Raw genomic sequence first — 12,731 nt, 5'->3', positions numbered from 1 at the left:
ACGTAGCTTGCGTTCGGCTACATACGGAGTTTTAAGAAATCACCATGGACCATAGTCCGTCTCGGCTGCCGCCATCCTGATGCGTTCAGGGTGGTGGCTAATAAGGAAAAATAATGAGCCTCACCGTCCTGAAAAAATTCTTCGCGGGATTCGTTTACACCCGCCACATCACCCGACACTTCCGTCGCCTTGCATTGCTGGACACCGTGACCCAGAGCGGCGTCAGCAGGGACGTGCCTGCGCCGCTCACCCATACCTTGATCAGCGTGGCCATAAGCGACACCGATGCCTTGCTTGCACGTTTCAACAGCCATGGCGATGGACTGTCCGAAGCGCAAGCCGAAGCCGTCCGTGAACGTGTGGGGCTTAACGAGGTCGAGCACGAAAAACCATTGCCCTGGTGGGTGCATTTGTGGCATTGCTATCGCAACCCCTTCAACCTGCTTCTCACGCTGCTCGCGATCATTTCCTACCTCACGGAAGACATGACGGCTGCGGTTGTGATCGGCACGATGGTGGTGCTGTCGACCCTGTTGCGCTTCTGGCAGGAAGGCAAGTCGAACAGGGCAGCAGATGCGCTCAAGGCGATGGTCAGCAATACCGCCACCGTCATTCGCCGCGGCCCATCGTCGGTGTCCACGGGCGTGGACGTCAATGATGTGGGCGTCAGCATGTATGCCAGAGCCGCGCAACGCCTGGAAATCCCAATCAAATTGCTGGTGCCGGGCGACCTGGTCGTCGTGTCGGCTGGCGATATGATTCCGGCCGATTGCCGTGTATTGAGCGCCAAGGATCTATTCGTGGCGCAAGCCGCGATGACGGGTGAGTCGATGCCGGTGGAAAAATTTGCGATTCAACGCGACGTCACGGCGCTCAGCCCGCTGGAGCTGGAAAATATCCTGTTCATGGGCACTAACGTCGTGTCTGGCTCAGCTACCGCCATGGTGTTCAGCACTGCAAACGACACGTATTTTGGCGCTCTCGCCAGCCGCGTCACTGCGACCGATCGTGCACCGACGGCATTCCAAGCAGGCGTGAACAAGGTGAGCTGGCTGCTGATCCGCTTCATGTTCGTAATGGCGCCACTGGTTTTGTTCATCAATGGATTCACCAAGCATGACTGGATGGAGGCACTGTTGTTTGCCCTGTCCGTTGCCGTGGGTCTTACCCCGGAAATGTTGCCCATGATCGTGACCTCGACATTGGCCAAGGGGGCCGTGTTCCTGTCGCGAAAAAAGGTGATCGTCAAGCGGCTTGATGCGATCCAGAACTTCGGTGCGATGAATGTCCTTTGCACCGACAAGACAGGTACCCTAACCCAGGACAAGATCTTCCTGGCGCGACATGTCGACGTCTGGGGCGAGGACTCCGAGGACGTGCTGGAAATGGCCTATCTCAACAGCTACTACCAGACTGGTCTCAAGAACCTGCTGGACGTGGCCGTGCTTGAACACGCCGAGCTGGATCGCGAACTCGAGCCGGCCAGGAATTATCGCAAGGTCGACGAAATCCCGTTCGATTTCAATCGCCGCCGGATGTCGGTGGTCGTGGCCGAGCACGACGATCATCACCTACTCATCACCAAAGGCGCGGTCGAGGAGATTCTGGCTGTCTGCACGCAGGTTCGCCACGGCGCGGCGACCGAACCGCTGACGACCGAGCTGCTGGCCCGGATCCGCAAGGTAACAGCCGCGTTGAATGAAGAAGGCCTGCGTGTGGTCGCGGTCGCCACCAAGGAAGGGCCGCCCACGCAAGAGGTGTATGGCCTGGCGGATGAGCGCGCGCTGACCCTGGTCGGTTATGTTGCCTTTCTAGATCCACCGAAAGACTCGACCGCGCCAGCGCTCAAGGCGCTGGCTGAACATGGCGTCACGGTCAAGGTGCTGACCGGGGACAACGAGCTGGTTACGGCCAAGATCTGCCGTGAGGTGGGATTGGCGCAACAGGGGCTGCTGCTGGGCGGCGACATCGAGCGGATGAGTGATGCCGAGCTGGCTGTGGCAGTCGAAGAAAATAATGTGTTCGCGAAGCTGACGCCTTCGCACAAGGAGCGCATCGTGCGCCTGCTGAAGGCCAACGGCAACGTAGTTGGTTTCATGGGCGATGGGATCAATGACGCCCCTGCGCTGCGTACCGCGGACATCGGGATTTCGGTCGATTCGGCGGTGGATATCGCCAAAGAGGCTGCAGACCTCATCTTGCTTGAGAAGAGCCTGATGGTTCTCGAAGAAGGCGTGCTGGAAGGACGCCGCACCTTTGCCAACATGCTCAAGTACATCAAGATGACGGCCAGTTCCAACTTCGGCAACGTATTCTCGGTGCTGGTAGCATCGGCCTTTATCCCATTCCTGCCGATGTTGCCGATCCATCTCCTGGTGCAGAACCTGCTGTATGACGTGTCGCAGATCGCCATTCCATTCGACCACGTGGACGACGAAATGCTGCGTGCGCCGCAGCGCTGGCAACCGGCGGACATCGGGCGATTCATGGTGTTCTTCGGGCCGATCAGCTCGGTGTTCGACATCGTGACCTTCGTTATGATGTGGTATGTGTTCGATGCACAGACGCCCGCACAGCAGACGATTTTTCAGTCGGGCTGGTTCATTGTCGGCCTGCTGACGCAGACACTCATCGTACACATGATCCGGACACCCAAGGTGCCCTTCATCCAGAGCCGGGCCGCCATGCCGTTGATGGTAATGACGGGCGTGATCATGGCGGTCGGCATCTTCCTGCCGATGGGGCCCTTGGCGCATTACTTCAAGCTGCAGGCTTTGCCGCCGCTGTACTTTGCCCTCCTGCCCTTGATCATCCTTGCGTACATGGGATTGACCCAAGCGATGAAGGGATACTATCGTCGCCGTTGGGGCTGGCAATAAGGAAGTGACATGGCCGCTCTCGAAAACATCAACCTCGCTTCGCTACTCGATACGCTCGTGAGTCTAGCGACGGCCTTTCTGCTCGGTGGCCTGATCGGCATTGAAAGGCAGTACCGGCAACGCACTGCCGGACTGCGCACCAACGTGCTGGTGGCAGTCGGCGCAGCTGTGTTTGTCGACATGGCGAACCGGCTGCAGGGTCATGAAGGCGCGGTTCACGTCGTCGCTTATGTCGTGTCAGGGATCGGCTTCCTCGGCGCTGGCGCAATCATGCGCGAGGAAGGCAATGTACGCGGCCTCAACACCGCAGCGACGTTATGGGGATCGGCTGCGGTAGGCGCCGCGGCTGGCGCCGATCTGATCCTCGAAGCGGCGCTGGCCACTGTATTCGTACTAGCGGCGAACACGCTGCTGCGTCCAATCGTGAATACGATGAATCGACAGCCCCTCAATGTCGAGTCAGCCGAGGTGACGAACACCGTCTATGTCATTGCGGAGCGCGCGCATCAGAAGGCGGTCATGGCCCAGCTCGAAGAGGCGCTGGAACGGAGCAGCTACCCGACAAGCGATCTCGACATCCACCCGTTCGGAGAGGATGAGGTCGAAATCGAGGCCACCTTGACTGCAACTTCGGTCGACAGCGCGGAACTCGATAGTGTGGTGCGACGCATCGCGACCTTGCCTGCCGTCCGACAGGCGTTTTGGAGTCCGAGCACAACCGAGTGACATTCCTGTACGTCGTATGGCAACAGCAAACGGCAGCAGATTCGAGCAAATACCTTAGAGCCTATTACGTGCCAATCAGGTGCCTCGGGCGCACTCAGGACGGTACCACAGTGCCCTTACCTACCTTAAGTCGACGATAATGAGTTGGCTGTCGAGTTAACTTGGGTCCTGCGATCTCCTCAAGGCAGCTCAAACCGATAGCCGACGCAGGTTTCGGTGATCAGGTACTGCGGCTGCGCAGGGTTTTCCTTGAGCTTGTGCTTCAAGCGCCCAATATAGATGCGCAGGTAATGGGTGTTGTCGGCCTGGTTCGGTCCCCACACCATGCGCAGCAGCTCGGGCGTCGTCCTGACCTTGCTGGCGTTGACAACCAGGACCGCCAACAGCCGGTGCTCGGTCGGCGGCAGGCGCACAGCCTGCGCCGCCTAGGTCACGCGGCGGTTCTGCACGTCGACCACCACGTCGCTGAAGCGCACTTTGCCGTCGCGCCCGCCGCAGGGCCACGCTAGCGGTGTTGCAACGCGCGCAAGCGTGCTAGCGACGCGCCCACTCCGAACAGTTTTTTCAAATAGTCGTCGGCTCCGCAGTCGAGGGCGCGGACCGTATTCACGTCAAGCTTTGCTAAGATGCTCCGTCTCGGATGACTTGCGGAGGTCATTTGAGATCGACAACTGCGATCATGTTTCACTTACCCAACTGCAATTTATCGGGATATTTATGTTAGTCATTGGGCAAAACGATGATTTTGAACAGCAATATATGGCGAAATTCGAGCGCTTGGCAGCCAAATATGGTGTTTTTGTCAAATACGAACGAGACCGAGCAGCCCGCGATATTGGACTTCACCTGACAAAAGACTCAAAATCAGGAAAAAAAAATGTTACAAATTCACTCGTCTGGTTCCAGATGAAGGGCGTTATGGCATCGTCCGTTTCTAGAAAAGAAATAGAGCGGACTAAAGAAGTACGACTATCGCTGCAAGTAGAACATTTGCGACACTGGTTCCTTGATAAGGAGCCCACACAGCTTGTCGTATACGTCGAGTCAATAGACGAGTTTCTAGTACTTAATTTACAAGATTATATAAGTCGGACTTGGGGCCGAAGCATTCTTACACTCGACCAAAAGAGCACGACGGTTGTAGTCCCAGCTTATAGCGTCCTAGATGAGCAGGCGTTTTCGATCCTTCTCCGATATGCCGACATTGCTCAGTGGACCAGAGCATTGGACGCGGACTACGATGACATACGGCTCGTTCGTCGAGCTTTCGACACAATATATACGATAGGCACGGCTGAACGGAGGAACGTAGAACACGGTATTTCGTGGAGAAAATGGATAAGCAAAACGCGTGATGAACTACGCGTATTAGAGCGTCCGACTGGCCTAGATGACATGGCAGACGAGAACTGGCGTGTGATTCACGAACATTGGCAACATGGTGGAATCGATCCAGAGGAAAGCTACCCTTTCCTCGAATTATTTGCCATTGAAGAATATGACCCGCTTACTTTTACAAATAGATGGGGCGAAGAGGAACTAGTAGAAGATGGTATGACGATCACTTTACTGAACAGAGATAAGATATTCGGCGAAAATTTCGCGAACGAATATTATGAGTTCTTATTCGGCGCCCGGCTAAACGATTACGGACATAAACTTTTTGGCTATGTAATGGTGCTTCAAAAGATAGGACTACTTGAATTAAATGACGACCCTTCGAAAGAAGGTAGCTTTATAAGTATTGCACCATGGCATAGTCGACTAGTCTGATACACGTTTCCTCGTGACCAAAAAAAATTCATAAGTTAACTCGACGTAAGCCACGATATTCGAGAATAAGAATCGCCAAGGATTAATAACTTAGCGAATCAAGTAACGCATTCAAAGCAACGTTAACATGCGAGCTCTTAAGGTCTTTCAATAAATCATCACTATGAAAGCGGTTCACCAAGTGCACGTAATATTTATATGTGGTTTCAACGCTTTCATGACCGAGCATCCTGCGCAGTTTTTCATCAATAACTGGGTCGTAGACGTACGGCTTTCCAATTAGTCTCTTCTGCTTAAGATGCCCGTACACAAAATAAGTCGCGCATGAATGCCGAAGCATCCTTGCATTGTATTTCTTTCCCGTGAAGCCGCTATCTAAGCCGCGCTCTATCATTGACCTCGATTTTACCAAAACCTTAGAAAATTCATAACGAAGTCTATCGCTATTGATGAGTTCACCATCTACTGCTAGAAATAGGGCAGAGTTTGGTGGGCTAACACCGTATTTTTCCATATACAGTGCCGCTCGCTCACGTCTAAGCGGAATATAACGTTCACAAATAACTTTCCAAAGTGCGCCTGGGAACTCAATAGATCGATGTTTCCCTTTGGACCTAAACCAAAAGTTCATATTTTGAACACCGAGGTCGGCAGGAATTATATCTACATCGTATGGAACAAATTCAACATTTTCTTTGTTGCCGCGATACGGAAGCTGCCACAAATCTCGCGGCCGCAGGCCGGTTATCCAAATAATTGTTGCAATCATTTGAATAGCAACATCATCCATAAGCGATAGAGCAACGTGGTGATTTCGCTCCGTCACAAATCTCTCAACTTCTCTTTCATGCAAAGCAGTCTTTCCGGTAGGACTATCGATCCCGACCTTCGTTACTGTTACAGTAGCTTTTACATGCGCAAGCATAAGCTGATCGCGCATCGCGACTTCGACCTTTTCTTCAATATCACTACTTAAATCAAAGAAATGTCGATATCCATTAGACTGAGCCCACTTGTAAAATGATTTAATGCGTGCGCAATAATAAACAATCGATTGCCCGGTCACATCTGGCCCACATAAACTGTCGATAAAGCTTTCAAAGATGTTCTCATCAACCATGGCCCATCCATTGGCACCGTATCCGTTATCATCAAGCCATTGAAGATATCTAAGCATGATATTTGAATACTTGTGCAGCGTATCATTAGAGCGAGAAGCTTTATGTGCAATTTTGCCAATCCACCATGAAGGCGCTTCGATGACCCTGTGGTTGTCGTCCAAAAAAATGGGCATCGTGGTATCAGCTTGGTTATCCGAAGATACTCTGGTGACGCCGTGTGCGAAATGTAGTTGAGCCATTTTAAATTTCGCCCGACCGTAAGCCAGCGGCGCGTGCGTCATTAATCGAGCTTGATAAGGCCTCGATCTTAAGCTGAATCGCAGCTACACGAGAATTCAGTTCATGAATTTTCTCGTCTACGCCAACCTCATTCTCAGGCTGAAAGCCATTGCTATTCCTCTCAGCCTTTAGGATCCCCCTTCTTTGCAGTTCGATCTCAAGACATGAAAGTTGGCTCTTCACTGTTTCGTTTTGATAAAGCGATGACCTTGAAAAGCCACACTCCTCTATAATCCTTTGCCTTATCAAGCTTACGCCGTCGCGCGAGATATAATTAATCCAATCGCGATTTTCATCTCTATCGCGAATGAACTTTTTAAGTCGATCCTTTTTATCCATTATCTTTTGAAACCAAAATCACAGAATCAAACAACTCAGCCAAAGACGGATCCTGAAAGTTTTCAGCTATGAAATTTATCTCCTCTTGCTTTATAATTTTTGCTGCGCCGGCATAACCTGCTGCGCTACGCTCCAAACAAGCCTGCTTATCGTTACGCAGCCAAACACAGTGAATTTCTACATCGGATACTGCGACCTGCTTGGCAATGAAGCGCCGAATGTGCGTCTGATGAGCACATGAATCGACGTAGATGTGGAGGCCTGACGATGGCGGCTTATGAGCTTTTATCCAATTGCTTTTTCCTGAACAAGGAAGCCCACAAAGAACATAAACGCCGCGTATCAACGCAGCCATAGACGGAGTAGAAACTATCGATTTATATTGCTTCAAAAAGTCATCAAATATGTCGCCTGGCTCAGCAAGCGTTTTCAATTCTATGACTTTTTTATGGCTTAATATTTTTACTGTATCTTGATCGCTTTCCCGCGCTCTAAGCAACCTATTCTCAGCAGTCAAGCGATCCATTTCTTGACGCATACTATTCAATTCTTCAATGTGACGAGCAGCTGTAGCATTTCTTTTGGGATTCTCTGATGCTTTATAAAACCAGCGTTGGATCTCATCGATTAGTTCCTTATAGACTTGAGACGCCGTTCCTTCGAGACGAGCGACTTCCTGCTCCATGGTCTCTATACGCTCAAAAAGCGAGTCAAGTTGTCGTTCAGTTTCAGATTTCTTTTTAATCTCGACTTGTACGAGCTTGACGCGATCGGACGGCTTGCCGTTGATAACCGCTCGAACCTCGAGCCAGTCTTCGTCTTCCTGATAAAATGTTTGACGAGCTAAGCCAGAAGCGACCCTAACCTTTTCGACGGAAAGTTTTCTTACGCCGCTGGCAAGCAACGACCCGATAGCCATATAGGCCTTGTCCAAGTTTTCAGATTTAGCCATTACTCACTTCCTGGAGAAGCTCGTACGTTCCGACATGTCCAATCTCGACTAGGCGTTTAGTAACTTCGGCAATACGTCGCTCCGAGAATTTTTTTTGTCGATCGCTAGCATAGGTATGGCGTATGAGCTTGTCGTGAAACAAGATTTCAGAACGCATCGCAGGGGTATTTGACTCTACAAAAGCTGCAAAGCGACAATTAAATGGATCGCAGGCAAACAAATTTGGATGGAGTTTAGTGGCTGGATCATCGTTCTTTGCGTCGCATGGTGCACTTTCAAGATAACCCGGGGTCTTTAAGCAAATGGCCAGATTTGTCCTATGCAATATTTTGATGCCTTGATCCAACATAGAATCGATATATTGCACAAGCGTTTCTTTGCCTTTATCTTGCAATCGGGCAGCAAATTGCGGTTTATCCTCGACCGCTTTCTGCAAACGCTTTCCTGCTTTGCCTCCAATACGGCCAGTCAGAGCAGCATTCAGAACTTCAACGAGAATGTCGACGTTTTGCTGAACAATAATCTTTTTGATCTCATCGTCGATTCCTGGAAGCGACATAACATACCGAAGAGTCATTTTAAGACTGGCATGTGAAAATAATTGTCTAACGATCTCGATATTTCTAGGATCTTGGTAAACAAGATACATTGCCAGTGTTTTACGGTAGCGATGAGGATGAATTGATTCGTCAGCATCAACCGCAAGTGACACGCGTTTAACAGCGCGCTCCGGATACGCTGCATGAGTCGGCCGACCAAAGTGACCTTTATTAATGCTCGCAAAAAGCCTATCGGTTTTGCCGAACATGCGCGCCTCGCGACCCAATCGTTCCATAATTGCAATCGCATCGGCCGTAATTTGTGGAATAGGTATGCGTTTGTTATCGCCTTGACTGGCTCGGGACGTCTTGAAAACTGTGTAACGAAGCCAGTGGCCTTCGTCATCCTGTGTTACGCATCCGCTACGCAAATTGATCACCTCTGAGCGACGCATCCCTGTCGTTGCTAAAATAATTACGCAGCATGCGTCAATCAAAGATGCAGTTACGCTAATGATGTCTGCAACATCAATATATCCCCAAGGCTTGTCATGCTTTTTATGTTCACTAGTCCGTTCCTTTACACGGATAGACCACCAGGGAGCGCCGTTATAAGAGACAGGCTGATATTTTAAGAAAGCATTTACACCTTCTTCCGAACCGCTGGACACGCCACCAACTTTTAAGTTACCCCGCTCAGGATATTCAAAGCCTCCGACAATCGTAGGATAATATGTATCGTAAAGCCATAGCACATCTGCACTATAGTTTTCCACCATTTTTACACAATGGTCGATGATGTTTGCATAGTCGTCCAATTCAATTGGAGCGTATGGTTGCGCCTTATCATCGAACTCCTTACGAAGCCGCCCCACCTCTTTTTTTGTTATCAATTGCTCCCAGATTGAATACTCTTCAGGCAGCAAATTACCCAAAGAAAGTCTTTGCCAAAACTGGATAGCATGTGCTGTCTCCCATCTTTTGCTGCTAGTGTCTAGACTTTTGATAAACTCATCTATCGTTGCAGAAGACAAATCGTTGATTGTCCGGAACCCTGGTTGTCCGAACTCACCCATATACAAGTTATATTTCTTGAATAAGCCAAGCAACTTACGAAGCTTAGAATTTTTCGAAGCAAGTGAACCATACGAGCGCACGTAACTGGACACGGAAAAGTGCGGTATCGAATAAAATGATAAGGCTTTGATAATGCGGGCCCAGTGCTTACAGCGAGGATGAGCCAGATTAATTCCGTCTTTACTCGTATAAACCCAATTTATGCGAACCTGCCTCTTTGCCACATGGGGATATTCTGAAAAGTCCCAGAGGGCGTCACCAAATTTGCTCTTTTGGCTTAATGTTATAAATTCCCACTCCAATACGGGAAGCGCTCTCAGCGAAAGAACGGGCGCCAATTCATGATCCAGCTCTGCATCGTTATCGGCAACATCGACGGCTATATTTGTTGCCGAAGCAATCTCGGCGTCTTCTTTAGCGTCATCTAATGCAGACTGATCAGAAATTTCTTTAAGCGCCTCTAACAGTCGGCTCTTCAAAGGAGAAATATTTGGATTCATGACGCTCCTCGCATCGTTAACGGCAGCGCGAACTCCGGCCTGACCGATAGTTCTTTTGCTGTCTCAACATCGGCAATCGGCTCCCAACGATCTAAAATATCTTCCCAGCCTTCTAGTTCATCAGCGTAATTGCTAGCCCATTCTATTGTTGCCAGCCGTCCCTTTAGACTTTCGATATCAGTAATTCGTCGTGCAATGTAAGGTAGCGCTTCCTTGAATATAACAGCTTGCCGACAGAGACAGCATCGGTTAAAAAAGGCACACCTACTCCCCTCGCTTACAAATCGCGCGAAATCTGGCCAAGTCGGCTTCGTAGCATCAAGGCAAGCGGATATATACGTCTGTCCTTCTGGAGAAAGAAGGTTAACAATAGACTCTTCAGTCTGGCCGCCGATCTCTTTACTTACCTTATCAATAACGCTTCGCTTGTTCCCATCAGCGATTGCAGCGCGCAATTCAGTCATTGTGGTGGACATTGAAAGCCGCGCTTCGTAATTACGAAAATCGTTTTCCCAATCGGCTTGGAGTTTTCGCAGTTTTTTGTTACGAAGGTTTGTAGACCCGGCATCATTATCGTAGTTTATAGCGGTCGTATCGAGATCGCTATGGCTCATCATTTCTGAGATGGTTTCGATGGGCAACCCTTGCTCTTTTCGCTTCGTTTCCCAAGTAGTTCGAAGCCGCCTAGACTCAACACCAGGCTTCATCGCCGTGTTATCAATTTTGATACCGTGTTCAAGTAAAAAATTGACAGACTCAGTCGCAACATTTTGCAATTTAAGCTCTGCTACAATTAGCCCCCATCTCAACCAAAGGTTTTTGCTTATAATCGCCTGCCACAGGACCCCCTGTCTGTATTGAACCGTGCCTTTAAATGGCGCAATAACACTTTGGACAAATCTCAGGATGTTAAATACCGAATAAGGGTCTCGTTTATTACTTCGAGCGACCAACACATCATCGGTCCGCCATTTTGAACCATAGATTAATGCGTATTGATCCGGATCGATTAAATCTTCACCAATGTGGGAATCTAGGTCGTCAGACAAACCGAGCACCGCCTCAAGATTCCATCCTGTGTTCAACTGAACGAAGAGAACAAAAGGATAAAGTGTTCTAGTTGTAAAGAAGAACTGGCAAAAGTAAGCCATCTGCCCGACATGCAGTTCGATAGTTCTTTCCTCTTCGGAGCTGTAATGTTTGATAGAGCGCTCAACTCGCACATGTCGCAATGCACGACAAACATGACGATCAGGATTTCCTCGGAATTGTCTTTTATACCATTCCATAGAAAATTGATCGTTTGCCTCCTCCAGACTTACCTTTAGCGGCCAATTTGGCACGGCATTAGCCGTAAGTGCTGAAACGTACTTTAGGTTTTCCTCAGGTGGCAAATCATTGATTTGCCCCAACGAATTTACAGTGTATTTAAAGTCAACGACGCGTCCTTTGTATTCCTGCAACGTTTGTTGGTAACGCTGCATCATCTGCATAATAAATTTTATGTGAGTAAGGCTCGATTCAACTAACTGATTGAAAACATGGTCTGGATAACTTTCGCTTGGCGTTTCTATACTTCCCGGGCCAATTGCCCATGAAATATTTTCACCAATTTTTGGATTGTCTTTATAGCGGTCGTGCAATTTTTGCACGAGTGCTTTGACGCGCCCGTAACGCTTTCGATTACAGGTACGTCCTGGCCAATTTTGCAGAAGAAATGCGGAAAAATTTCTCGTTGTTTGATAATCAATATCTGCAATGCAAGTTATTGGTTTACCTTGAAATAAGTTCTCTGAATTTACGGAGGCGATGAATTCTTCGATCCCGTAGTAGCAATCTTGGTGTGTTTGAAAAGAGACATTGCGGCTTCCAACGTCCAAATCCGCACCTGCAAGAAGTTGTTTGATCAAAACTTCATGATGTGGAAAGGCAGTTATTAGCCCTACAAAGGAGCGATTGAACGGTTTGGAAGGCGAAGCAGTTACATTGCGGACGTCGAGAACAACAGAGTCCAAGTTGAGGTGTGCACGCTCTTCTGCTCGATGCAGCAAACTTGCTTCATCGTTGGCAAACACAGGGGCCGATGGAACTTCCGTTTTGCCGGCTGATCTGACACGCTTTTTTGAGAAAGGGGTCTCACTTTTCGTTCTTGCCAAGACTTGCTCCGAAGGTAGTCACACACTGTTTCCTCCGGATAATACACCAAGTTGGCACAAAAGCAAAACTAGTCACACATCGTTACTTTACGGATAACGTGCTCGCAGCCGCGGTACGGATTCAGCGAGACGCTGAACGGGATGTCCGGCGACGTGTTGCGGCTGAGGATGGATTTCGCGATCTCGTCCGTGACGATCGTCTTGAGGGGCGCCGGCGCCTCGTCCCCGGAGCCCGGCACGGTCCAGCCGTCGTCGAAACGCTCGCGCCCGTTCACTTCGTAGCGGCCCTGGATGTTGGTGACGGCGCCGCGGCCTTTCATGGGCCCGTTGATGGGCACGACTTCGGCGGACTTTTGCGGGAACGGCAACACCACCTGGCTGACCGCCCGA

General features: G+C 49.8%; 9 protein-coding genes and 1 pseudogene. 3 read left to right on the top strand and 7 right to left on the bottom strand.

The window, feature by feature from the left end; genetic code table 11:
• Positions 1-113 precede the first annotated feature (113 nt).
• Together mgtA and ASC93_RS12350 are read left to right on the top strand one after the other, a co-directional pair.
• The gene (mgtA, locus tag ASC93_RS12355; protein WP_056441937.1) at positions 114-2,879 is read left to right on the top strand and encodes a magnesium-translocating P-type ATPase; all 2,766 of its coding nucleotides are present in this window, start codon (positions 114-116) and stop codon (positions 2,877-2,879) included.
• A 9-nt stretch (positions 2,880-2,888) separates the two neighbouring features.
• Positions 2,889-3,605 carry an MgtC/SapB family protein gene (locus tag ASC93_RS12350; protein WP_056441932.1) on the top strand — a complete coding sequence of 239 codons (717 nt, stop codon included), beginning with the start codon at positions 2,889-2,891 and terminating at the stop codon, positions 3,603-3,605.
• A gap of 179 nt (positions 3,606-3,784) precedes the next feature.
• Here ASC93_RS12350 and ASC93_RS12345 read toward each other — a convergent pair whose 3' ends face one another.
• Positions 3,785-4,018 (bottom strand): winged helix-turn-helix domain-containing protein, encoded by a 234-nt coding sequence (locus ASC93_RS12345; RefSeq protein ID WP_056441928.1) that lies wholly within the window; start codon positions 4,016-4,018, stop codon positions 3,785-3,787.
• A 304-nt stretch (positions 4,019-4,322) separates the two neighbouring features.
• Here ASC93_RS12345 and ASC93_RS29735 point away from each other — a divergent pair, with 304 nt between their 5' ends.
• Positions 4,323-5,378: a DUF4365 domain-containing protein gene (locus tag ASC93_RS29735; RefSeq protein WP_082547975.1), complete on the top strand. Its 1,056-nt coding sequence runs from the start codon at positions 4,323-4,325 to the stop codon at positions 5,376-5,378.
• 82 nt (positions 5,379-5,460) lie between these two features.
• On the opposite strand, the gene ASC93_RS29730 is transcribed toward ASC93_RS29735, so the two are convergent.
• The 6 genes and pseudogenes from ASC93_RS29730 to ASC93_RS12330 form a co-directional block, all read right to left on the bottom strand.
• Positions 5,461-6,738 carry a site-specific integrase gene (locus ASC93_RS29730; RefSeq protein ID WP_200958314.1) on the bottom strand — a complete coding sequence of 426 codons (1,278 nt, stop codon included), beginning with the start codon at positions 6,736-6,738 and terminating at the stop codon, positions 5,461-5,463.
• A gap of 1 nt (position 6,739) precedes the next feature.
• Positions 6,740-7,117 carry a hypothetical protein gene (locus ASC93_RS30700; RefSeq protein ID WP_157201883.1) on the bottom strand — a complete coding sequence of 126 codons (378 nt, stop codon included), beginning with the start codon at positions 7,115-7,117 and terminating at the stop codon, positions 6,740-6,742.
• A complete protein-coding gene (locus tag ASC93_RS30695) occupies positions 7,110-8,069 on the bottom strand; it encodes a hypothetical protein (protein WP_157201882.1) in 960 nt (319 codons plus the stop codon). The genes ASC93_RS30700 and ASC93_RS30695 overlap by 8 nt, the downstream gene beginning before the upstream one ends.
• Positions 8,062-10,185 (bottom strand): site-specific integrase, encoded by a 2,124-nt coding sequence (locus ASC93_RS29725; RefSeq protein WP_082547973.1) that lies wholly within the window; start codon positions 10,183-10,185, stop codon positions 8,062-8,064. Before ASC93_RS29725 ends, ASC93_RS30695 begins: the two co-directional genes overlap by 8 nt.
• Positions 10,182-12,341, bottom strand: coding sequence for a hypothetical protein (locus ASC93_RS30690; protein ID WP_157201881.1), 2,160 nt, complete (start codon positions 12,339-12,341; stop codon positions 10,182-10,184). Before ASC93_RS30690 ends, ASC93_RS29725 begins: the two co-directional genes overlap by 4 nt.
• A gap of 98 nt (positions 12,342-12,439) precedes the next feature.
• Positions 12,440-12,661, bottom strand: a pseudogene (locus ASC93_RS12330) (radical SAM protein); the annotation flags it as partial.
• Between the last annotated feature and the right edge of the window lie 70 nt (positions 12,662-12,731).

This window comes from Massilia sp. Root335, from assembly GCF_001425685.1.
GTDB lineage: Bacteria > Pseudomonadota > Gammaproteobacteria > Burkholderiales > Burkholderiaceae_D > Telluria > Telluria luteola.
Note: the sequence above shows the minus strand (reverse complement) of the source record. Positions and strands in the feature narration are given on the sequence as shown.

Bases quoted from the DNA above. Each gene is read 5' to 3' on its own strand.
- mgtA (WP_056441937.1), top strand. From the start codon at position 114: ATGAGCCTCACCGTCCTGAAAAAATTCTTCGCGGGATTCGTTTACACC.
- ASC93_RS12350 (WP_056441932.1), top strand. From the start codon at position 2,889: ATGGCCGCTCTCGAAAACATCAACCTCGCTTCGCTACTCGATACGCTC.
- ASC93_RS29735 (WP_082547975.1), top strand. From the start codon at position 4,323: ATGTTAGTCATTGGGCAAAACGATGATTTTGAACAGCAATATATGGCG.
- ASC93_RS29730 (WP_200958314.1), bottom strand. From the start codon at position 6,738: ATGGCTCAACTACATTTCGCACACGGCGTCACCAGAGTATCTTCGGAT.
- ASC93_RS30700 (WP_157201883.1), bottom strand. From the start codon at position 7,117: ATGGATAAAAAGGATCGACTTAAAAAGTTCATTCGCGATAGAGATGAA.
- ASC93_RS30695 (WP_157201882.1), bottom strand. From the start codon at position 8,069: ATGGCTAAATCTGAAAACTTGGACAAGGCCTATATGGCTATCGGGTCG.
- ASC93_RS29725 (WP_082547973.1), bottom strand. From the start codon at position 10,185: ATGAATCCAAATATTTCTCCTTTGAAGAGCCGACTGTTAGAGGCGCTT.